This is a genomic window from Chryseobacterium lactis (assembly GCF_003815875.1).
In the GTDB taxonomy this organism is placed as follows: domain Bacteria; phylum Bacteroidota; class Bacteroidia; order Flavobacteriales; family Weeksellaceae; genus Chryseobacterium; species Chryseobacterium lactis.
In genome coordinates, this window is record NZ_CP033924.1 from 3,679,812 (window position 1) to 3,701,778 (window position 21,967).

General features: G+C 37.1%; 18 protein-coding genes. 11 read left to right on the forward strand and 7 right to left on the reverse strand.

The window, feature by feature from the left end:
• The first annotated feature begins 2 nt into the window (after window positions 1-2).
• The 5 genes from EG342_RS16270 to EG342_RS16290 are packed head-to-tail and all read left to right on the forward strand — an operon-like array spanning window position 3 to window position 7,552.
• Window positions 3-1,553: a RagB/SusD family nutrient uptake outer membrane protein gene (locus EG342_RS16270; protein WP_103293702.1), complete on the forward strand. Its 1,551-nt coding sequence runs from the start codon at window positions 3-5 to the stop codon at window positions 1,551-1,553.
• 3 nt (window positions 1,554-1,556) lie between these two features.
• A complete protein-coding gene (locus tag EG342_RS16275) occupies window positions 1,557-2,984 on the forward strand; it encodes a glycoside hydrolase family 30 protein (protein ID WP_103293701.1) in 1,428 nt (475 codons plus the stop codon).
• A 5-nt stretch (window positions 2,985-2,989) separates the two neighbouring features.
• Window positions 2,990-5,212 carry a beta-glucosidase BglX gene (gene bglX, locus EG342_RS16280; protein ID WP_103293700.1) on the forward strand — a complete coding sequence of 741 codons (2,223 nt, stop codon included), beginning with the start codon at window positions 2,990-2,992 and terminating at the stop codon, window positions 5,210-5,212.
• Window positions 5,213-5,263: 51 nt separating this feature from the next.
• Window positions 5,264-6,073 (forward strand): glycoside hydrolase family 16 protein, encoded by an 810-nt coding sequence (locus EG342_RS16285; RefSeq protein WP_103293699.1) that lies wholly within the window; start codon window positions 5,264-5,266, stop codon window positions 6,071-6,073.
• Window positions 6,074-6,112: 39 nt separating this feature from the next.
• Window positions 6,113-7,552 (forward strand): glycoside hydrolase family 30 protein, encoded by a 1,440-nt coding sequence (locus EG342_RS16290; RefSeq protein ID WP_103293698.1) that lies wholly within the window; start codon window positions 6,113-6,115, stop codon window positions 7,550-7,552.
• 218 nt (window positions 7,553-7,770) lie between these two features.
• Here the strand turns inward: EG342_RS16290 and EG342_RS16295 are convergent, their stop codons facing one another.
• On the reverse strand, window positions 7,771-8,583 hold the full coding sequence (locus EG342_RS16295; RefSeq protein ID WP_103293697.1) for an enoyl-ACP reductase FabI: 813 nt from the start codon (window positions 8,581-8,583) through the stop codon (window positions 7,771-7,773).
• 119 nt (window positions 8,584-8,702) lie between these two features.
• A complete protein-coding gene (locus tag EG342_RS16300) occupies window positions 8,703-9,002 on the reverse strand; it encodes a DUF883 domain-containing protein (protein WP_103293696.1) in 300 nt (99 codons plus the stop codon).
• A gap of 138 nt (window positions 9,003-9,140) precedes the next feature.
• Between EG342_RS16300 and EG342_RS16305 the strand changes: the two genes are divergently transcribed.
• Together EG342_RS16305 and EG342_RS16310 are read left to right on the forward strand one after the other, a co-directional pair.
• Window positions 9,141-9,698: a DNA-3-methyladenine glycosylase I gene (locus EG342_RS16305; protein WP_103293695.1), complete on the forward strand. Its 558-nt coding sequence runs from the start codon at window positions 9,141-9,143 to the stop codon at window positions 9,696-9,698.
• Between the two features lie 255 nt (window positions 9,699-9,953).
• Window positions 9,954-11,237, forward strand: a complete 1,284-nt coding sequence (locus EG342_RS16310) for a hypothetical protein (RefSeq protein ID WP_103293694.1) — start codon at window positions 9,954-9,956, stop codon at window positions 11,235-11,237.
• A 107-nt stretch (window positions 11,238-11,344) separates the two neighbouring features.
• Here EG342_RS16310 and EG342_RS16315 read toward each other — a convergent pair whose 3' ends face one another.
• From EG342_RS16315 to EG342_RS16330, 4 genes are all read right to left on the reverse strand, one after another.
• Window positions 11,345-12,091: a DUF3667 domain-containing protein gene (locus EG342_RS16315; protein ID WP_103293693.1), complete on the reverse strand. Its 747-nt coding sequence runs from the start codon at window positions 12,089-12,091 to the stop codon at window positions 11,345-11,347.
• Between the two features lie 14 nt (window positions 12,092-12,105).
• Entirely contained in the window at window positions 12,106-12,354 is a 249-nt protein-coding gene (locus EG342_RS16320) for a hypothetical protein (RefSeq protein ID WP_103293692.1), read from the reverse strand.
• 597 nt (window positions 12,355-12,951) lie between these two features.
• Window positions 12,952-13,806: a nucleoside phosphorylase gene (locus tag EG342_RS16325; RefSeq protein ID WP_103293691.1), complete on the reverse strand. Its 855-nt coding sequence runs from the start codon at window positions 13,804-13,806 to the stop codon at window positions 12,952-12,954.
• 21 nt (window positions 13,807-13,827) lie between these two features.
• Window positions 13,828-14,313: a hypothetical protein gene (locus EG342_RS16330; RefSeq protein WP_103293690.1), complete on the reverse strand. Its 486-nt coding sequence runs from the start codon at window positions 14,311-14,313 to the stop codon at window positions 13,828-13,830.
• A 232-nt stretch (window positions 14,314-14,545) separates the two neighbouring features.
• Between EG342_RS16330 and EG342_RS16335 the strand changes: the two genes are divergently transcribed.
• The 3 genes from EG342_RS16335 (at window position 14,546) to EG342_RS16345 (ending at window position 19,780) form a co-directional block, all read left to right on the forward strand.
• The gene (locus tag EG342_RS16335; protein WP_103293689.1) at window positions 14,546-16,375 is read left to right on the forward strand and encodes a cytochrome-c peroxidase; all 1,830 of its coding nucleotides are present in this window, start codon (window positions 14,546-14,548) and stop codon (window positions 16,373-16,375) included.
• Between the two features lie 295 nt (window positions 16,376-16,670).
• Entirely contained in the window at window positions 16,671-18,824 is a 2,154-nt protein-coding gene (locus EG342_RS16340; protein WP_103293688.1) for an alkaline phosphatase PhoX, read from the forward strand.
• A 56-nt stretch (window positions 18,825-18,880) separates the two neighbouring features.
• Window positions 18,881-19,780 (forward strand): leucine-rich repeat domain-containing protein, encoded by a 900-nt coding sequence (locus EG342_RS16345; RefSeq protein ID WP_103293687.1) that lies wholly within the window; start codon window positions 18,881-18,883, stop codon window positions 19,778-19,780.
• 2 nt (window positions 19,781-19,782) lie between these two features.
• Here EG342_RS16345 and EG342_RS16350 read toward each other — a convergent pair whose 3' ends face one another.
• A complete protein-coding gene (locus EG342_RS16350) occupies window positions 19,783-20,106 on the reverse strand; it encodes a translation initiation factor (RefSeq protein ID WP_103293686.1) in 324 nt (107 codons plus the stop codon).
• 213 nt (window positions 20,107-20,319) lie between these two features.
• Between EG342_RS16350 and gpmI the strand changes: the two genes are divergently transcribed.
• A complete protein-coding gene (gene gpmI / locus EG342_RS16355) occupies window positions 20,320-21,861 on the forward strand; it encodes a 2,3-bisphosphoglycerate-independent phosphoglycerate mutase (protein WP_103293685.1) in 1,542 nt (513 codons plus the stop codon).
• Window positions 21,862-21,967 lie beyond the last annotated feature (106 nt).

The window sequence follows — 21,967 nt, forward strand, 5'->3', positions numbered from 1 at the left end:
ACATGAAAAATAAGAAATTTTTATATAAAGGACTTGCCGTTGTTTTTTTTACAGGTCTAAGTTTTACAAATATGGGTTGCAGTGATTCCTATTTGGATGATGTACAGAATTCTGGTGCTTTTAATACTGATTTGTATTTCCAGAACGAACAGCAGTCATTTAGTGCACTGGTTTCCGTATATGATGTTTTAAGAAAATATTCCGGCGGATTTGAAAATACGGTTACTTTTTTTAATGCCGGGTCTGATGATTTTTATTCCGGTGGTGGAAGTTCCAGTGATGGTGCGGGGATCCAGGGAATCAATAATTATATGATTAATCCCAATACCATGCCTGCCAGCTACTGGAAGGATTTTTATCAGGGGGTAGCACGAGCTAACCTTGTAATAGAAAGAGTTCCCGGTGCTTCTATGAGCGATGATCTTAAAAAGAGATATATTGGCGAGGCAAAGGTCCTTCGGTCTTTATACTATTTTGAACTGGTAAGAATGTTTGGAAATATCCCGGTAATTCTGAAAACTTTCAACTCAAATGATGATTACTGGCACATTCCACAGGCAGACCCAAGCAAAGTGTATGCACAGATAGAAAGTGATATCACCGCTGCTATTCCTGATTTAATGATGACGGCGAGTGGCAATGATAAAGGGAGAATTACTCAGGGAACAGCCAGAGCCATCCTGGGTAAAATATATCTTTATGATAGAAAGATGCCGGAAGCGGCAGCACAATTTGCAGAAGTGAATGGTACTCCAGGAGGAACCAGTCAGTATGGATATAAACTGGTGGCCAATTATGCAGACTTGTTTAAAGTGGGTCCGGAAACATCGGATCCGTATAAATTTTCTACAGAATCTATCCTTGAAGTGATGCATACCAACAAAGGAAACTCCGATTGGGGATTCTGGGGACAAGGAAAAGATGAAGGAAATTCTATCAATGTAATGGTATGTCCGCGTTCCTATTCTTTAAAAAATATTCCGAATAACGATGCTCCGGATATCTTTTCAGGATGGGCTTTTAATACGGTAACAGATGACTATGTTAATTTTATGCAGGGAGACCCGAGGCTAAATGTAACGGTTTTTAATGCGAAACAATTGGTAACTGACGGTAAAATTTCTTACAGTCCTGCATTTGCAGATACCGGATATTTTTTAAATAAATATCTGCCTACGAATGCTTTGAAAAGTTCACTTCCGGGACCTGCAGAACTTAATTTCAGACAGAATTACGTTGCCATAAGATTAGCAGATACTTATCTGATGGAAGCAGAAGCCTTAGGAGCGGCAGGAGGAAGAGCTCAGGCATTGCTGGATGCCGTAAGAGCAAGAGTAGGACTGGCATCAGTTCCTGTGTCTTTACAAGCTGTTAAAGATGAAAGAAGAAGAGAGCTTGCAGGAGAAGGACACCGATGGTTTGATCTCGTAAGATGGGGAGATGCTCCTTCAAAGCTTGCATTTAAAGGATTTAAAGCAAACAAAAATGAAATTTTACCAATTCCGTTTAATGAATTGCCCAATACCTCTTTAAAACAAAATCCAGGCTACTAAAACATGAAGTTTCACAACTTATATAGTTTCTTTAAAGGTACTGCACTGCTATGCGGTGTGGTACTTTTTCCTTTATCATGCAGCTCTGTTGCTCAAAATAAAGGAAATGAAGTTCAGTATTGGCTTACTAAAGGAGATGAAAGTGTAAAATTACAACCTCAAAGTCCGGTTAGATTTGTAAATAGTTCCAATAACTTTCAGAATATTGAAATTGATGCCTCTCAAAAGTTTCAATATGTTGATGGTTTCGGATATACATTGACAGGAGGAAGTGTGGAAGTAATTAACCGCTTGTCACCTTCAAAAAGGAAAGCTTTACTTCATGAACTTTTTGGAAATGATAAAAACTCAATTTCCATCAGCTATTTACGATTAAGTATCGGAGCATCCGATCTTGACGGAGAAGTTTTTTCGTACGATGATTTACCGGAAGGGCAGACAGACCCCTCTCTTTCAAAATTCAGTCTGGCAAAAGAAAAGAACCTGATCGCCATGCTCAAGGAAATTCTAACCATTAATCCTCACATTAAAATGATGGCAGCCCCATGGTCGCCACCGGTTTGGATGAAGGATAACGGGAAGTCAAAAGGAGGAAGTCTTAAACCTGAGTTTTATGGAGCATATGCCGATTATTTTGTTAAATATATCCAGGGAATGCAAAAAGAAGGAATCATGATTGATGCCGTTACTCCTCAAAATGAGCCTTTACATCCAGGAAATAATCCAAGTTTATATATGCCTTCTGCTCAACAGGGAGATTTTATCAAAAATCACTTAGGTCCGGCTTTTAAAGCAAAAGGAATCAAAACCAAAATTGTAGTGTATGACCATAACTGCAATAAACCGGAATATGCGATTGATATTTTGAAAGATGCTGATGCGAATCAATATATAGATGGATCGGCATTCCATTTATATGAAGGTGAAATTTCTGCCTTAAGTACAGTTCATAATGCCTTCCCTGATAAAAATCTCTATTTTACCGAACAATGGACAGGTTCAAAAGGAAGTTTCGATGGAGATCTGAACTGGCATACAAAAAATGTTATCATTGGTTCTATGCGAAACTGGAGCAAAACAGCTTTAGAATGGAATCTGGCTAATGATCCAAAGTACGGTCCTCACACAGATGGCGGATGCACGGAATGCAAAGGAGCCATCACGGTTTCCGATAGTGAAAATTTCACCAGAAATGTGTCCTACTATATTATTGCCCATGCTTCTAAATTTGTTCCGGCCGGTTCACAAAGAATTGCTTCTACACAAACGGCTCATCTCTCTACAGCAGCCTTTATGACTCAATCTGGGAAAATAGTTGTAATTGTTCAGAATGACAATAAAGAAGATGAGAATTTTAATATTAAATTTGCCGGTAAAACCGCTGCTGTAACAATTTCCGGACAATCAGCCGCAACCTATATTTTTAATTGAAGATTATGAAAAAAGTGTATTTCTTACTGGCATGCTCAGCATTTGCAATGACTGCCTATGGACAGAAAACAGTGGATCAGAAAGTTGCGGAGTTATTATCTAAAATGACGCTGGAAGAAAAAGTAGGGCAGATGATTCAATACAGTGGCTTTGAATATGCCACGGGACCACAGCATTCTAATTCGGCTACGGTTCTTGATGAAATAAAAAAAGGAAAAGTTGGTTCGATGCTGAATGTAGCGGGAGCCGAAGAAACGAAAGCATTCCAGCAACTGGCCATGCAGTCGAGGATGAAAATTCCTTTATTATTCGGTCAGGATGTTATTCATGGTTACCGTACAACTTTTCCGGTCAACCTGGGACAAGCCGCAAGCTGGGATCTGAATATGATCGAAAAATCTGAAAGAATTGCTGCTACAGAAGCTTCTGCCTATGGTATTCACTGGACTTTTGCTCCGATGGTAGATATTGCCAGGGATCCGAGATGGGGAAGAGTCATGGAAGGTTCGGGAGAAGATACTTATCTGGGTACAAAAATAGGATTAGCAAGAATTAAAGGATTTCAAGGCAAAGGCTTAGGAAATATTGATGCGGTAATGGCCTGTGCAAAACATTTTGCAGCGTATGGTGCGGCAGTAGGCGGAAGAGATTACAATTCTGTAGATATGAGCCTCAGGCAGCTGAACGAAACCTATCTTCCTCCTTTTAAAGCTGCGGCAGAGGCCGGAGTAGCCACATTTATGAATTCTTTTAATGATATCAACGGAATTCCGGCAACGGCCAACGGGTATATTCAAAGAAATCTCTTGAAAGGAAAGTGGAATTATAAAGGTTTTGTGGTATCAGACTGGGGAAGTATCGGGGAGATGATTCCTCACGGATATGCTAAGGATGCCGGTGAAGCTGCTGAAAAAGCCGTGCTTGGAGGAAGTGATATGGATATGGAAAGCAGGGTGTATATGGCAGAACTTCCAAAACTCGTTAAAGACGGAAAAGTAGATGTTAAATGGGTAGATGATGCAACGGGAAGAATTTTAGCCAAGAAATTCGAGATTGGTCTTTTTGATGATCCCTACAGATACAGTAATGAAAAAAGACAGAAAGAACAGACCAATAATCAGGAAAACCGGAAGTTCGGAAGATCTTTCGGTTCTAAAAGTATCGTTCTTCTCAAAAATAAAGGGAATATTCTTCCTCTTTCAAAAACAGTAAAAACAGTTGCTTTAATTGGCCCTTTTGGAAAAGAAACGGTTGCCAACCACGGATTCTGGTCTGTTGCATTTAAAGATGACAACCAAAGAATCATTTCTCAGTTTGACGGAATTAAAAATCAACTGGATAAAAGCTCAACTTTATTGTATGCAAAGGGTTGTAATGTAGATGATCAGGATAAAACTCTGTTTACAGAAGCAATCGAAACTGCTAAAAAAGCAGATGTTGTAATTATGACTCTCGGTGAGGGGCATGCGATGAGTGGTGAAGCAAAGAGCAGGAGTAATATTGGTTTTTCAGGAGTTCAGGAAGATTTGTTGAAAGAAATTGCCAAAACGGGAAAACCTATTGTTCTGATGATTAATGCGGGAAGGCCTTTGATATTCAACTGGGCAGCGGACAATATTCCCACAATTTTATATACCTGGTGGCTGGGAACTGAAGCCGGTAATTCGATTGCAGACGTTTTGTTCGGAACCGTGAATCCGGGAGGGAAACTTCCGATGACTTTTCCAAGAACTGAAGGCCAGATTCCGGTGTACTACAATCATTATAATACGGGAAGACCGGCGAAGAATAATACGGACAGAAATTATGTTTCAGCTTATATCGATCTTGATAATGATCCGAAATTTCCTTTTGGGTTTGGTTTAAGCTACACTGATTTCAAATATTCTGACATGATGGTAAGCTCTTCAGATCTTAAAGGAAACCAGACTTTGAATGTGAGTGTAACTGTTTCCAATACCGGAAAATATGATGGGGAAGAAGTGGTGCAGTTGTATGTCAGAGATCTTTTTGGCAAAGTGGTACGACCTGTAAAAGAATTGAAAGGCTTTGAGAAAATATTCGTCAAAAAAGGAGAAAGTAAAATGGTTGATTTTAAAATTACCACTGAAGATCTGAAGTTTTTTGATGATGAATTAAACTTCGATTGGGAAGGAGGCGAGTTTGATATCATGATCGGAACGGATTCTCAAAATCTGCAGACAAAAAGAATTAATTGGGTGAAATAGTTATAAAATATAAAACAGCTTTTGCCAAAACCTAATGATCATAGACATTGTATGAATTTAAAATCCAAAAATATCATTCAGTTGTGTGCAGTTATACTAGTAGCCGTGTCGGCGACAAACTGTACTTCGACCAAAGGTCATTCAGGTAAAAAACTGATCTGGAGTGATGAATTTAACGGAAAAGGTCTTCCGGACTCATCCAAATGGAATTATGATGAAGGAGGTGATGGCTATGGAAATAATGAAGCTCAGTTTTACACCAAAAACAGGCTTGAAAATGCCCGAATGGAAAACGGAAACCTTATCATTGAAGCTAAAAAGGAAAACTGGGAGAAAAGTAAATATACTTCTGCAAGACTTTTAACCAAAGGAAAATTCTCTTTTCAATATGGAACAATTGAAGTAAGAGCAAAACTTCCCAAAGGTCGCGGAACCTGGCCGGCTATCTGGATGATGAGTGAAAAGATGAATAAGTGGCCGGATGATGGTGAACTGGATATTATGGAACATGTGGGCTTTAATCCTGGGTATGTCCATGCTTCTGTTCACACCAAAAAATACAATCATATTCAGGGAACACAGAAAACGGATACTTTGCTGGTAAAGGATGCAAGTGATACGTTTCACGTGTATAAAGCAGACTGGACCCCGGAAAAAATTGATGTTTATATTGATGACCGGAAATTTTTCACGTACGAAAATAAAGAAAAAACCTATGAAGCATGGCCTTTTGACCAGCCTTATTTTATTATTTTAAATCTGGCAGTAGGCGGTTTCTGGGGCGGAAAGGAAGGAATTGATGACCACATTTTTCCACAGAAATATTATATAGACTATGTAAGGGTCTATCAAAATAAATAATGAAAAAGAGGACAAGTTTGTCCAAAAACAGAAAAAATCATGAGAAAACTAATTGTAAGTTGTTTTGTAATAGGTATTGCAGTGAATGTTAATGCCCAGAATTATTGGAAAAAGAATGCAGGAAAAACAGCTAAGGTAATTCTTACCAACTCTAAAGCAAATGAGAAAATGGTGGATATGGGTGCCGTAAAGTTTGAACAGTTTGGACAACCTAAAGAAACGGAAGCCTGCATTTTTGTGGCGCCCAACTTTAAATACCAGAAATTAATCGGAATAGGAGGGGCCATCACCGATGCTTCAGCAGAAACATTCTATAAAATGCCCAAGAATAAGCAGAAAGAAATTCTTGAGGCCTATTTTGGTAAAAACGGATTAGGATACACCGTAGTTCGTACGAATATGAACTCTTGTGATTTTTCCAGCGATTCTTATACTTATGTTGAGGATAATGATACTTCTCTGAAGACATTCAATGTTGCTCATGATGAAAAGTATAAGATCCCGATGATTAAAGAAGCTCAGAAAGCGATAGGAAATAATTTCACTTTCTATTTTTCTCCATGGAGCCCACCGGCCTGGATGAAGTCGAATAAGAGCTTATACAAAGGAGGAAGACTTGAAAATGAATACTACCAAACGTGGGCAGACTATTATATTAAATTTATCAAAGAATACGAAAAAAGGGGAATTAATATCTGGGGATTAACCGTTCAGAATGAACCTATGGCCACACAGAGTTGGGAGTCATGCATCTACACCGCCGAAGAAGAAGGCGATTTCCTGAAAAATAACCTGGGACCAACGCTTTGGAAAAACGGTTATAAAGATAAAAAAGTAATGATCTGGGATCACAACAGAGATTTAATCTATCAAAGAGCTACCACGACTTTAGGCGATCCGGAGACTTCAAAATATGCTCACGGAATCGGCTACCACTGGTATGAAACCTGGAATAACAAAACCCAGCTTTTTGATAATCTTGCAGAAACACATCGAGCTTTCCCGGATAAGTTCCTTGCTTTTACCGAAGGCTGTAAGGAGCAGTTTAAAATGGATAAAATCTATGACGTAAGCCTGGGAGAACTTTATGGTAAAAATATGCTGAACGATTTTAATAAGGGAAATGCATTATGGACAGACTGGAATATTCTTCTGGATGAAACCGGAGGCCCAAATCATAAAGGGAATTTCTGTTTCGCTCCCATTATCGCAGATACGAAAACAGGCGAAGTATTTTACACCTACGAATACTATTATATCGGTCATGTTTCAAAATATATCAAACCCAATGCCCAGAGAATAGGTAGCTCCTCCAACAGAGCCGCCCTTACCTCCAGTGCTTTCATGAATGACAACGGACAATTGGTAACAGTAATCATGAATGACTCGGATAGTGATATTGAAGCCAACCTTTGGATCGAAGGGATGGCTGCCAAATTAACAGCTCCCGCACACTCTATACAGACTGTAGTTTTATAATATCATATTAATATTATTTTGTAAGAGAATCGGCGGCCTCGAAGAGGCCGCCGATTCGTTTGAGGACATTTTGTTTGTTGATCATTTCATCTTATATAACCTGCAAAAGATGAAAGATCGAAGCAGAAAAAGAAAGCCTGTGAAATACTAGTATCCCACAGGCTTTTATTTATTTAAAAAACGAATCAGATCGTCAAATTTATTAATTTGATGAGAGACTATTTTTCAAGATCATATTTGCTGATTACTTTCTGAGTAACTCCTGAGCTGCTGAAACCTCCATCATGGAAAAGATTCTGCATAGTCACTTTTTTAGTAAGATCAGAGAAAAGGGTAACACAATAATCTGCACATTCAAGGGCCGTTGCATTTCCAAGAGGAGACATATCTTCTGCATAACCAAGGAATCCTCCGAAACCTTTCACACCGCTTCCGGCAGTCGTCATTGTAGGAGACTGAGAAACCGTATTTACACGTACTTTTCTTTCTCCCCAATAATTTCCGAAAGTTCTTGCGATACTTTCCAGATATGCTTTATTATCAGACATGTCATTATAGTCCGGGAATGTTCTTTGCGCTGCGATATAAGTAAGTGCCAAAATACTTCCCCATTCGTTCATACAGTCTTTTTCCCACGCTACACGCATTACCTTATGGAAAGAAACCGCTGAAATATCCCAGCCTTTTTCCAACCAATCATAATTCATTTCAGTATAGTGCTTTCCTTTTCTTACGTTGATAGACATACCGATAGAGTGAAGAATAAAATCTATTTTTCCAAATTTTGCGGTCGCTGCATCAAAAAGTTTTTCAAGATCTTCTATAGAAGTAGCGTCAGCAGCAATCACTTCAGAACCTGTTTTTTCTGCTAAACCATTCAATTCTCCCATTCTTAAAGCAATAGGCGCATTAGATAAGATGAATTCTGCACCTTCTTCATGGCATCTTTCAGCAACTTTCCATGCGATGGATTGTTCATTAAGGGCTCCAAAAATAATTCCCTTTTTGCCTTTAAGTAAACCGTATGACATAATTTTTTAATGTTTATTATGATACAAATGTAGCAATAATTGTGGTTATGACATAATAAAAATGGAGCCTTATCAATTTAAGACTCCATTTTCTTGAAAATATTTATATGACTGAATTTTTAATTGGTTTTCTTGTTCCATTCTGCTTTTACGTCCTCTGCAGCGTCCTTAGTTTTTTCCCAGGCGTCATCGGCTTTATCTTTGATGTCTTCCCAGGTGTCGGATACATTAGCTTTTACCCTGTCGAACCAGTCTTCCTGATTAGCTTCCTGATCATTATTCTTCTTTTCATTAATATAATCTTTGGCTCTGTCTGCCAATTCATTGATTTTCCATTTTGCATTTTCTGCCGCATTCTGTAAAGAGTTTTCTACATTATTCACTGCATTTTCCGCTTTGTTATAATCTGAATTGTTCATAATACTCTAAATTTAATTTGGTACAGATAAATAAACAATAACCATTCCTAAAATCAGGTTGTTCTGTTAAATTTTTCACAATCTTTTGTTATAGATTTCTAAATCAGTAGTAAATTTATCTTTTAAAATGTGGTAATTATGGAAAAAATACGCTGTGGCTGGTGCGAAAAAGACGATCTGTACAGGAAATATCATGATGAAGAGTGGGGAAGACCTGTATACGATGATGAAACTATATTTGAATTTCTGATCCTTGAAAGTTTTCAGGCGGGATTGAGCTGGTATACTATTTTATCAAAAAGAGATCACTTCAGAAAAGCCTTTGATCATTTTAACTATAAAAAAATGGCTGCTTATGGTGATCAAAAGATCGAAGAACTCATGAATAATTCCGGAATTATCAGAAACAGACTTAAAATATTGGCTGCTGTTACCAATGCACAGAAATTTATGGAAGTGCAAAAGGAATTTGGAAGCTTTTCAAAATATATCTGGGGTTTTACAGACGGAAAGCCTGTAGACAATAATCCTCAAACTTTAGCAGACATTCCTGCTACAACCGAAATTTCAGATATCATTTCAAAAGATTTGAAAAAAAGAGGGTTTAAATTTGTGGGTTCGACAGTGGTTTATGCTCATATGCAGGCTACCGGAATGGTAAATGACCATCTTAAAAGCTGTTTCACTAGAAAATAATTCGTTTTAAATTATTCAATTTTTGGTGATGTTTTATAGTGATACTGCAATTTGTTGTTAATCATTCGGAGACGTGTATTTGAAAATGCTCATAAATACTATGATTAATAACTGGTTGATATTTAAACACTTTTCATTGTTTGGTGAGTAAAAATTGCATTACTCACAAATAAGTGTTTTTAATTATGAATTTACTAATTTATTTATTGATTTATTAAAAAGTTTGTATATTTGCATCCGCAAAAAACATAAGTGATGCAAAGAAATTATAAACTTCAGCTTGGCCTGCTCTTTTTACTGCTCAATATCTTTACCTATGCTCAGGTGGGGATTGGTTTACCTGATCCGGATCGTTCTGCGATGCTTCAGGTGAGTTCAGCAAATAAAGGCGTATTGCTGCCAAGTGTTGCTTTGGCATCAGTAACCGATAATACAACAGTTTCCAATCCGGCGGATGGATTGATCGTTTGGAATAATGGAAGTGGAAGTTTAAAAGAAACAGGATTTTATTATTGGTTTACCTCCAAATGGAACAGGCTTTCAACCAATACTTCAGAAACCAGCAAAGGTGACGGTGATGCAGTTACAGGCTGGAATACCACCGGAACAAATTCCGGAAATTATAGTGGAGCAGATACGAATTTATCATTAGGAACAAAAACGCGTGACGATCTTATTTTTAAAGTAAATTCTACTACTGCGGGAAGATTGGGAGTAGATAATTCGGTAAGTCTTGGATTGGGAGCCAATGCAGGTCAAAACGGAATCGCCATAGGAAGTTCAAGTTCAGCGTTTCAGGGAGTCTCTATTGGTAGTGCAGCATCTGTTTCTGCGAATGACGCTTTGGCTATCGGAAATAAATCATCTGCAGGTGCATTCAAATCTACGGCAATCGGATATGGTGCACAAACAAGTAAAAATGAATCCACCGCTATAGGTAATCAATCTTCTGCGGGAGGATTTCAATCTATAGCATTGGGATACAATGCAAAAACAAATTCAAACAGTGAAACAGCTGTAGGATACAATGCGGTTACGAATAGTGAAAATTCAACTGCATTAGGTTCCGGAGCAAATGCTTTAGGACAATATTCAACAGCAATAGGATATGGAGCAACTACCTCACAGGCCAATACCATTGTGCTGGGGAATAATAATGTAAATGTAGGTATTGGTACCGGGGCTCCAAATATTTCAGCAAAACTGGATGTAAACGGACAGTTTAAATTGGGTGAAAAGGGAAGTGTACAAAAGAATCAAATCAGTTTTGAAGTCTGGCCGGGAGTATCTATCAATAATATGCCTCCCGGTAAATCTGTAACGTTGGACATCACTGTTCCTGCAGGATTTCAGCCAGCTTCAACAAGAGCTGTGGTAGTTGTTTCGCCGGCCGGAGATTTTGCCGGTAACTCTACATTCTCTATTTCCAATCCAAGAATGACCTCAACTTCCACTATTACCATTAATCTTACCAATATTTCAGGAAGTGCAGGAAGCTTGAATTCAGGTCATTTTTATGTCATGATTAATGAGTTTTAATTAGAATAATAAGTTTTATTATAGTTGATATGGTGTTAAGGGCTTCCGTTTTTGGAAGCTCTTTTTATTTTGTTAAAAACATCAATGATATGGGTGTCATTTTATTTTTAACGTAATAATACACTAAAAATACCCCAAAGAAATCCGATAATCATCGTGCAAAACAGATATGATACAGGAATCATAATACTCCTGAAAAGTAAAGACCCTTTGGAATATCCTGATTGGGAAAAAAATTGAGCGTAAAACCAGGTTCCATAGAGTATACTGACCATAAAGACACATAGTAAATATAGAGACGCTACTACTGCTGCATGATCGGAAAACAAGGTGATCACAGTAAATATTAACCCGACTAAGATTTCTGCGGCTGTTTTGTATGAGTTTAAAACAAGATGTTCAGAATAATTAAATCCGGCTTTCCGAAACCAGAGATAGCTGAAAATAGAATTAACCGGTATGGAGATCAGCAAAACTATTTTGGGATAGGAGGTCATTAGTTTCTCAAATGAATTTATTGAATCTCTACCGTTTTGAGGTACCAGAGCTTTGAAATCAATAGGGAAATAATGAGAAACAATGGCAGAAATAGAAGCCGTGAGGATCAACAAGGTGATAAAGCTAAAGTACTTAGCTCTTTTACCCAAAATATATTCACGGACGCTGTTTCCCGGTCTTGTAAACAATTCTTTTACGGTAAAGAGAGCGCCTTTGTCTACATGCCAGACTCCATGAATAAAATCATGTTCGATAAAATGTCTTAAAGAATATCTGTGTGTACTGGCTTTTTGCCCACACTTACCACAATATTCGGCGGTAAGTGTGTGGCTGCAGTTTAAACATGTGCTTTGCATTCCGAAAATGATTTTTAATTGGATTTGCGGGACATGATTTCTTTACTGACATCCTTTTTGCTTTTCCACGCAAAAGTATACATCGGAATAAAAAATAGGGGTAACAAGCTGGCAAAAGTAAAGCCGTGTTTCACAATAGCATATATGGAAACCCCAACCATAAATCCGATAAGAATGCAAAATGTAATATGGATGCCTGAACGCTTTTTTTCTTCTTTGTGCAATTCATCAATAGATAAATCAGATAGCTTAGTGTTTTTCATGGGTAGTTAATTTTAAAAGGTTATTGTTTGGCGAATTTAAAAAAAATGTTAAATCAGCAACTCGAATTGATGAAAAAAATGGATGATAGATAGAAAATATACACTAAAGTGTAGTGGTTTTTTAGAGTATTAGCAATTTTGAAGATCATCATTTAATTAATATTTTAAATAGAATTAAGGCTAAGCGGGTTAATGGGTGATAACAGACTTTTGAAAAATTATAAGGTATCCAATCCTGATCATGCTATTAATCACCTACATTATACCGATATCTGTCGTATGATTTCTTTAATGATACAAAAAGGAACAATAATGGACGTTTATAATGTAGCAGTTTCAATTCATCCCTCAAAAAAAACAGGTTATTGATGCGCAAAATAATGAAGCAAATATTGACGAAGGAGAAGTAATGGGAAAGACGATCTCGTCTTCAAAAATAGAATCGGGATTGGACTTTACCTTTCAATATCCTGATCCAAGGGAGTTTCATTTGGGATGAAATAATCAATAGCAACAAGCTTAGATTAACCTATAAAAAATAAAAGCTATCCTAAGTGAGAATAGCTTTTACTGTTTTATAAAGTTATATTAAACTTATTACTTAATAATTCTGTCAAGAACCCATGTAATCAGGTTTTTCTCAGAAGCATAATGGTCTGAAGAGAATTCTCCACGTCTTCTGTTGGCAATTACATTATTTACGGTAATCGCCTTATGACCTAATAATTTTGAAAAGGCATAAATCGCAGAAGTTTCCATTTCAAAATTGGTGATTCCAAGATCGTTCAATGTTTCCAGGAATTTGTCATCTACTGCCTTAAGACGAAGCTGTCTTCCCTGTGGAGCATAGAACCCCGGGAATGTAGCGGTATTTCCGTGGTATTTGGCATCCTTATAATATTCACCCATTTGTTCATCCCATTCTGAGAAGTACAACATAGGCTTTATTTTCTCGTAAGGGAATCTTTCTACAAAGCTTTTTGAAAACTCATTCTCGAATTTATAATCCTGGTAAAAATGCATCAGACCGTCTAATCCAACTACATTCTGCGTTACCAGCATGTTGTCAACCTGTACATCAGGGTTTACGCTTCCGCAAGTTCCCATACGGAACAATTCAAGTGCTTTGTGTTCAGTTTTAAACTCTTTGTTTTTAAGATCGATGTTTACCAAAGCATCCAGCTCGTTCATTACAATATCGATGTTCTCAGTACCGATACCGGTTGACATTACTGTAATTCTTTCCCCACGAAGAGTTCCTGTGTGTGTGTAGAATTCTCTTTTATTTTTTTTGATTTCAACTGTATCAAAGTATTTTGAAACTTTTGCCACTCTGTCCGGATCACCTACAAGGATAATTTTATCGGCGATATCTTCAGGCAAAAGGTTAAGATGGTATACACTTCCGTCTTCATTCAGAATAAGTTCTGAGGCTGCAAGTTTATTGAGCATAATATGTATATTTTTTGTTTTTTAATTAATGAAAATTGCTTCTTTATAAGGAGAGGCCATTACCTGGATGATAGAGTCGTATTCTTCTACAATTCTTCTTTGGCCACCCATTACTTCATATACGGTAACTGTTGTTTTTTCGAAATTCTTAGGATCTTTCCTCTGTGAAGTGATCTCGTAGAAATGATTATCTTTTTTAAGAATTGAAACCAATTCTTCTTTGGTAGAATTGTTAGACGACATCATTCCCGGAAATTCAAGAACAATATCTTTCAGGTCTGTATAATTTTTATATGGCTTTGTTTCTCCATTGGAGTAAACATATACATTGGGAACGTTCTTGTCTTTTTCCAAACGGATCAAATAATAATCATTGCCTTTTTTCTCTGCATAAACGGCCATTTCCTGCTGCTTTACAGGCTGTTTTTCCTGTTGCTTTTTCTTTTGCGTAAATGCAGTTATAGAAAGGAAACTTGCCGCAAAAGCAAACAATAGTTTTGTTTTCATAATACTATTTTAGTTTTTTTGATGTTTTGAATTTAATTTAAAAAAATCCTCTCCCAATAACCTCGCTACATTATTTTACCGGTCATAAGAATAAACCGGTTCTTTAAGAATAATGAATTTGATTTCGGGGCTTAAAATTAGTGAAAAATATGATATCATAAATATAAACATTATTTAATCTCCCCTTAAAGTTGAGATAATATCTGATTAATACTTTTGCCGCTAAAAATTCATGAGATCTTATCCACTGCTGGTTGTCATCCTTCTGATAGGATTTGCAGTAATGTCTTTTAATCCTGTTTATAAAGGAAAAGAAAGTGAAAATACATTTGTAAATAAGGGGTTAGTCGATTTTAAAACTAAACTTGAACGGCTAAAATCCGATGTTTACCGGTTTTCTGAAGATCAGATTTCTCTTGAAGAATTACAGAAATCATTGAACAATACAAGAAATTCATTTAAAGAAATAGAATTTTATGTAGCCTATCACTATCCTGAATTTACCAAAACACATCTTAATGCCGCTCCATTATTTCATATTGAAGCAGCAGGAACATCAGCATACACTCTTCCCCCGGAAGGACTGCAGGTTTTGGATGAACTTATTTTCTCAGAGGAAGCAGGTGATGAGAAAGAAAAGATCAAAACGATTACAGATTTTTTATACAACAGCTATTCAGTTTTCTACTTAAGTTCGGTTAAAAACGGTTTAAGTAAAGGAAACAATAAGACCTTGCCTTTGCGTATAGAACTTGTCAGAATCTATTCACTGGGAGTAACGGGTTTTGATACTCCGGGATCACTCAATATATCAGAAGAAACGAGTCATGCGCTTTCCGGAATCCAAAAATATATTAATGATGATCCTTATTTTAAGAATTATAACATCAATAAGGTCGATCAAACCTTGACAGAAGCAATCCAATATCTTTCAAAAAATACCAACTTTGAAACTTTTGACAGAATTGAATTTTACAAAAGATATATCCAGCCACTCTATGAAGAATTCGGAAAATGGGATGGAAGACCTGATGATCTTAAAGAGTTTTCAGGGTGGAATGTAGGAAATAAAAATTTCTTCAGTAGTGATTTTTTTGATCCTTATTTTTACACATTGCTGAAGCCTTCAGAAGATAATGCCGAACTCCGCAATCTTGGAAAATCTATATTTTATGATCAAAATGTAAGTGGCAATGGTAAAATGAGCTGTGCAACCTGTCATCTTCCGGAAAATGCATTTACGGATCTTAAAACAAAATCTCAAAGCAATGTAGAAGGGAAAACCGTTCTGAGAAATTCACCCAGTCTTTATAATGCTGTTTTTGCTAAAAGATTCTTTTACGATCTTCGGGCTTTTTACCTGGAACAGCAAGCTGAGCATGTGATTTATAATGAAGAAGAATTCAATACAAGCTATGAGGCGATTATTAAAAAACTGAAGACTAAACCTGAATATAAAAAAGCATTCCGGAAGGCTTTCACAGACGGAAAGATTAGTAAAGAAAACTTTTCAAAAGCCCTGAGTTCCTACGTGGCTTCACTATATTCCTTCGACAGTGATTTTGACCGCTTCATGAGAAATGAAAAGAATGTTTCTGATGAGGTAAAAAAAGGATTCAATCTGTTTATGGGAAAAGCCAGTTGCGCAACCTGTCACTTTGCACCTCATTTTTCAGGATTAGTACCTCCGTTTTTCAATGAAAATGAATCTGAAGTACTGGGAATAACGAAAAAACCAATTGCACAGCTTCCGGTTGAGTTGGATCAAGACCTTGGAAGAGGAAACAGCCCTGTTAAAAAAGAAAAGTCCTGGATATATGATTACTCTTTCAAAACGGTTACCGTGAGAAATATAGCCCTTACAAAACCTTACTTCCACAATGGAGCATTCAACACGTTGGAAGAAGTGCTTGACTTTTATAATGAAGGTGGAGGAGAAGGATTAGGATTAAAAATGAAAAATCAGACCCTTGCACCGGACAAGCTTAATCTTACACAAACAGAAATCAGGCAGATTATAGCTTTCCTGAATGCACTTACTGATGTGAGTAAAGCGAAGTAGGAGAGTTTATGGGCCAAAGAAGTTGAGCTATAGCTTTTTCTACGATATCTAATTAAACCTAACAGGTTTCTAAAACCTGTTAGGTTTATATTTGTACACGAAATGGGGTATTCTCAATAATCAACATTCTTTCTGTCCTTACATAAGAATAAACTCTTATTATTTAACAGAAACTTAATCCCCTTAACATTAGGTTTGAAATTAATTAATATTCCCCGATCTATATTTAAAATCCAATTAACAGAGTAGCAGCCTGAAAAAAATAGTTTTGCAGGGTATTAAAAATAGAAGTAAAATGAAGAAAAAACTACTAACAATTGGAGCTTTGGCTCTATTTGCAGGCACTACCATGCATGCACAAACCTTAATCTTTGATAAAGGAACATCCTGGAGCTACAAAGACAACAACCAGGCACAACCGGATGGATGGAAAGGTAAAACCTATGATGTCTCTTCCTGGGCTACCGGAAACGGACCGTTAGGATATGGCGATCCTGTAACAACGACGATCAACTCCGGGCTTATTACAGCTTATTTTGCAAAAGATTTCACGGTAGATTTATCCACTCTTTCCGATAATATGGAATTGGGAGTGATGAGAGATGATGGTATCGTGGTTTATCTGAACGGAGAAGAAGTGATAAGAGACAATATGCCTGCAGGAACAATTACGTTCAGCACATTGTCCAGCACAACAATTGACGGAGCTGCGGAGAATGTGTATAACATCTTTTCTATTCCAAAATCAAAATTTGTAAACGGAGTTAACAGAATTTCTGTTGAACTTCATAACAGAAGTGTTACCAGTTCAGATCTTAGAATTGATGCTTACCTGAAAACAGCACCTAACACAACTACACCGGTAGCTTGTAATTCGACTCACATCAGCTGTTTTACTTCAATTGTACCTACAGCGCAAACCAACAAACTGATCATCCCGGCAGAACACAAATACCAGCTTATCCTGAAAGAAGGTGATAATTACACTGAAGGTGGCGGATTAGTAGGAGGACAAAACGACTTTACAGGATACGTCGCCAAATCAGGAAGCAGCACAAACGGATATCTTTCTGTAAACCATGAAACAAATCCTGGTGGGGTTACCATGGCGGAAATTAATTATAATGCTTCAACAAAGCTTTGGCAGTTAACAAGATCAAGGGCGGTAAGTTTCTCAGATCCTAGTTTGGTACAAACTATCAGAAACTGTTCAGGGGGAATTACTCCATGGGGAACTGTAGTAACGGCAGAAGAGTCTGTGACCTCGAATGATGTGAATGGTGATGGATACAAAGATTACGGATGGCTGGTTGAAATTGATCCGGCAACTGCTCAGGTGATTTCTAAAAATCCAAATGGTTCTAAGGGGAAGCTTTGGCAGATGGGAATTATGAACCACGAAAACGTGGTGATTAATAGTGCTGGAACTATAGCGTACTACGGTGAAGACGGAGGAACTCATATGGTATATAAATATGTAATGGATACTCCAAATAACCTTTCTTCAGGAGATTTATATGTGCTGAAACTAGATCAGGGACTAACGACAGGAGGAGATCCGGCAGGAACTACTGCAACATGGGTAAAGGTTCCTAATAAAATTCAGGCAGATCAAAATAATACCACAACAAATGCTTTGTCATTAGGAGGTACAAAATTCAATGGAGTAGAAGATGTAGATATCAGCCCATTGGATGGAAAAATCTATTTTACAGCAAAAGGTCTGGATAAAGTATACCGATTAAAAGATGAGGGAACTACCGCTTCACAGGTAGAAACATTTGTGGGAGGAAGTAATTCTGTGTATTCTTTCAATACTCCACAAGGGATGAAATCTGAAGCATGGGGAGATGGAAATGATAACCTTACTTTTGATGAACTTGGAAACCTTTGGGTTCTCCAGGATGGTGGTAAAAATTATATCTGGGTAATCGCTCCGGATCATACACAAGCTAATCCAAAAGTAAGACTATTTGCCTCTATGCCGGCAGGATCAGAGCCTACAGGGCTTACATTTACACCAGATCACAAATTCGGTTTCTTCTCTATCCAGCATCCTGACTCAACAATTGCTACAGATGTTGATGCTACAGGTAATACAATCGACTACAGAGGAAAATCAGCAACAATCGTGATTGCACTTAAAAATAACTTGGGAATTGAAGGTTCTTTAGGAACTATTGAAAGCAAAACAGCAGAAAGTACCGTAACGGTAGCACCGAATCCAACTTCAGGAATGGTGAAAATCAATTCAGAAAAAGGATTGAAAAACATTGCTGTAACGGCTTACAGTATCGATGGGAAAATTGTTTACACAAACAAGTTTACCGGTGTAAACAAAGCATTGAGCCTTGACTTCACGCAGCAATTGGAATCATCCAGAGTTTTAATTTTAAATATTGAAGCAGAAGGAGGTTTCCAAAAGACCGTGAAACTTTTAAAGAAATAAACTATTAATACATCAGTTCCTGCGGCAACTTCGTTGCCGCAGGAACTTTTCTCTTTATGAAAAAACTTTTTGTACTCATTGGTATTGCCTCTCTTTCCCTGGCCAAGGCTCAGATTGATCCTGTAAAATATCCTACGTATACTAATATTGACGAAGCATTGAGCAGTACAAAAACTGTTTACAGTATGAGTTTCAGAGAGAAAGGATTATTCAATCTGCCTCCTCAGATTGTGAAGCTCAATTCGATATTCTTTTTGAATATTATGGCTAATAAACTGGAGAAAATGGATAAGGAGATATTTGCGCTAAAAGATCTTCAGATTTTAAATATCAATGAAAACAGCATTACATATATTCCGGATGAAATAAGTCAACTTACAAAACTGACGACATTCTCTATGAATCTCAATAGCCTTAGCCATATTAATCCCAATATTGCAAAACTTCAGAATTTAAAAGTCGTTCATTTTGATGCTAACAATTTGAATGTTTTTCCTGAGGCACTCATGGAGATTCCTGCTTTGGAAGAAATTAATCTTCAGGGAAATCAGATCAGTTTTATCAGCAATGGACTTGATCAGATCAAAAACCTTAAGTTTTTAAACCTGGCGGATAATCAGATTAATGATTTGGGGAATTTATCTTTTCCAACATATTTAAAATATCTCGAACTACAGCAGAATGCCATTATAAAACTTCCCGAAAACCTTTTTAAAGCCCGGAATCTTGAATTTCTGAACGTAAGTGGAAATAATATCACAGAAATTTCTCCTGCCATCAAAGGCCTGAAAAATGTAGCCAGTATGAATTTGGCCAACAATAATTTAAAAGATATTCCTGTAGAAATCAAACACCTTAAAAAGCTGAAAACTTTAATTCTTACAGGAAATCCTATAGAAAAATCTACTATTGAAAAGTTGAAAACCTTACTGCCGGAGACCCAGATTTATTTCTAAATCTACCCGCCAACACGTTTGGTTTTGTATCCCATTTCTTTAAGGATATTCATTATTTTGTCACGGTTATCCCCTTGAATGATGATCGTTCCATCCTTCTCAGAGCCGCCTATTCCTAAGGTGGTTTTTATTTTTTTTGATATTTTCTTCAAATCTTCCTCACTGCCTTCCCAGCCTTCAACAATAGTTACAGGCTTACCGTTTCTGCCTTTTTTCTCAAATTTGCATACCAAAGGCTCCTTCTGCTTGAATTGTTCTTCAGGCATTTCAAAATCCTGCTCTTCATGTTCAGGAAAAAGGTTCTTCAATTGATCTCGTAAATCCATACCGCAAAATTAAAAAGATTTACTGATTAATGAACTGAAATAATCAACGAAATTTCAATTTTTAACCCCTGTCAAGGTTTTAAACTTTGACAGGGTTAAAGTCGATGACTTTAAGAGAAGCTGCTTGTTGATCACCAATCAATAAAATTAAGGACCTCAAATTCTTCTGTTCGTCGGAAATTAGGTAAATTTGTATAACAAAAGTTTTACAAAATGTCAAAAAAAGCAATATTAGCAATTCTTGACGGATGGGGATTGGGAACAAACCCAAACGTTTCTGCCATAGACAAAGCCAATACACCATTTATAGATAGCTGTTATCAAAAATTTCCGCACACCACATTGGAAGCAAGCGGCCTGGCTGTAGGGCTTCCTGCGGGACAAATGGGGAATTCCGAAGTAGGTCACATGAACCTTGGAGCAGGAAGAGTGGTTTACCAAAATCTGGTTAAACTGAATATGGCAGTGGAAAACGGAACGCTGGGTCAGGAAAAAGTGATTCAGGATGCTTTTGAATATGCTAAAAGAGAAAATAAAAAAATACATTTCATCGGATTGGTTTCCAATGGAGGAGTACACTCACATATCAATCATTTAAAAGGATTATTAACTGCTGCCAAAGAATTTGGACTGAATGAAAACGTTTTTGTACACGCATTCACAGATGGTAGAGATTGTGATCCACATTCAGGATTGGGATTCATTGATGAGCTTCAGAAGCATATGGATGCTACAACAGGAAAACTGGCAACAGTGATAGGAAGGTATTATGCGATGGACAGAGACAAGAGATGGGAACGTGTAAAATTGGCTTACGATGCACTGGTTGAGGGAATTGGATTTGAAACAACTGATGCATTGGATGCCATCAAGACTTCTTATGATAATAATGTAACCGACGAATTCTTAAAGCCTGTTATTTTAGTTCATACCACAGAAACAGGAAATATAGTGTCGGTTGCAAAGATCATTGACAATGATGTGGTGATCTGTTTTAATTTCCGTACCGACAGAGGAAGAGAAATTACAGAAGTGCTTTCACAAAAAGACTTTCCTGAATTTGGAATGCGTAAACTGAACCTTTACTATGTTACATTAACCAATTATGACAAAACATTCCAGAATGTTCAGGTTGTTTTTGACGAAAATGTTTTGACAGAAACAATGGGTGAAGTACTGGAAAGAAACGGAAAAACACAAATCAGAATCGCCGAAACCGAAAAATATCCTCACGTTACCTTTTTCTTTTCAGGAGGAAGAGAAGAGGAGTTCAACGGAGAAAAGAGATTATTGTGCCCAAGTCCGAAGGATGTTCCTACCTATGATTTAAAACCTGAAATGTCAGCATACGACATTACCAATGCGATTGTACCTGAATTAGAGCAGGGAACCGCTGATTTTGTATGTTTAAATTTTGCCAATACAGATATGGTAGGGCATACAGGTGTTTTTGAGGCTGCTGTAAAAGCTGCCGAAGTGGTAGATCAATGCATTGAAAAAGTAGCGACCGCAGCTTATGAAAACGGATATGCAGTATTCATTCTTGCTGACCACGGAAATTCTGATGTCATGATTAATGCAGATGGAACTCCAAATACTCAGCACTCTACGAATCTGGTTCCTTTTATTGTAATGGATAAAGATCATACATGGAGCCTGAAGCCCGGCAAACTGGGCGATGTAGCGCCTACAATCTTAAAAGTAATGGGTGTGCAAATACCAGATACGATGACCGGAGAGATTTTAGCTAACTAAAATTCAATAATATTGTTAAAAAAATGCCGTTATACTTATAGATCAGCATTTTTTTATGATTTATGTCAGATAAGGTATGAGTTGCATACTTTATTATGCGCCAAAT

Excerpts from the sequence above, each read along its gene's own strand:
- EG342_RS16270 (WP_103293702.1), top strand. The coding sequence starts at position 3 with ATGAAAAATAAGAAATTTTTATATAAAGGACTTGCCGTTGTTTTTTTT.
- EG342_RS16275 (WP_103293701.1), top strand. The coding sequence starts at position 1,557 with ATGAAGTTTCACAACTTATATAGTTTCTTTAAAGGTACTGCACTGCTA.
- bglX (WP_103293700.1), top strand. The coding sequence starts at position 2,990 with ATGAAAAAAGTGTATTTCTTACTGGCATGCTCAGCATTTGCAATGACT.
- EG342_RS16285 (WP_103293699.1), top strand. The coding sequence starts at position 5,264 with ATGAATTTAAAATCCAAAAATATCATTCAGTTGTGTGCAGTTATACTA.
- EG342_RS16290 (WP_103293698.1), top strand. The coding sequence starts at position 6,113 with ATGAGAAAACTAATTGTAAGTTGTTTTGTAATAGGTATTGCAGTGAAT.
- EG342_RS16295 (WP_103293697.1), bottom strand. The coding sequence starts at position 8,583 with ATGTCATACGGTTTACTTAAAGGCAAAAAGGGAATTATTTTTGGAGCC.
- EG342_RS16300 (WP_103293696.1), bottom strand. The coding sequence starts at position 9,002 with ATGAACAATTCAGATTATAACAAAGCGGAAAATGCAGTGAATAATGTA.
- EG342_RS16305 (WP_103293695.1), top strand. The coding sequence starts at position 9,141 with ATGGAAAAAATACGCTGTGGCTGGTGCGAAAAAGACGATCTGTACAGG.
- EG342_RS16310 (WP_103293694.1), top strand. The coding sequence starts at position 9,954 with ATGCAAAGAAATTATAAACTTCAGCTTGGCCTGCTCTTTTTACTGCTC.
- EG342_RS16315 (WP_103293693.1), bottom strand. The coding sequence starts at position 12,091 with ATGCAAAGCACATGTTTAAACTGCAGCCACACACTTACCGCCGAATAT.
- EG342_RS16320 (WP_103293692.1), bottom strand. The coding sequence starts at position 12,354 with ATGAAAAACACTAAGCTATCTGATTTATCTATTGATGAATTGCACAAA.
- EG342_RS16325 (WP_103293691.1), bottom strand. The coding sequence starts at position 13,806 with ATGCTCAATAAACTTGCAGCCTCAGAACTTATTCTGAATGAAGACGGA.
- EG342_RS16330 (WP_103293690.1), bottom strand. The coding sequence starts at position 14,313 with ATGAAAACAAAACTATTGTTTGCTTTTGCGGCAAGTTTCCTTTCTATA.
- EG342_RS16335 (WP_103293689.1), top strand. The coding sequence starts at position 14,546 with ATGAGATCTTATCCACTGCTGGTTGTCATCCTTCTGATAGGATTTGCA.
- EG342_RS16340 (WP_103293688.1), top strand. The coding sequence starts at position 16,671 with ATGAAGAAAAAACTACTAACAATTGGAGCTTTGGCTCTATTTGCAGGC.
- EG342_RS16345 (WP_103293687.1), top strand. The coding sequence starts at position 18,881 with ATGAAAAAACTTTTTGTACTCATTGGTATTGCCTCTCTTTCCCTGGCC.
- EG342_RS16350 (WP_103293686.1), bottom strand. The coding sequence starts at position 20,106 with ATGGATTTACGAGATCAATTGAAGAACCTTTTTCCTGAACATGAAGAG.
- gpmI (WP_103293685.1), top strand. The coding sequence starts at position 20,320 with ATGTCAAAAAAAGCAATATTAGCAATTCTTGACGGATGGGGATTGGGA.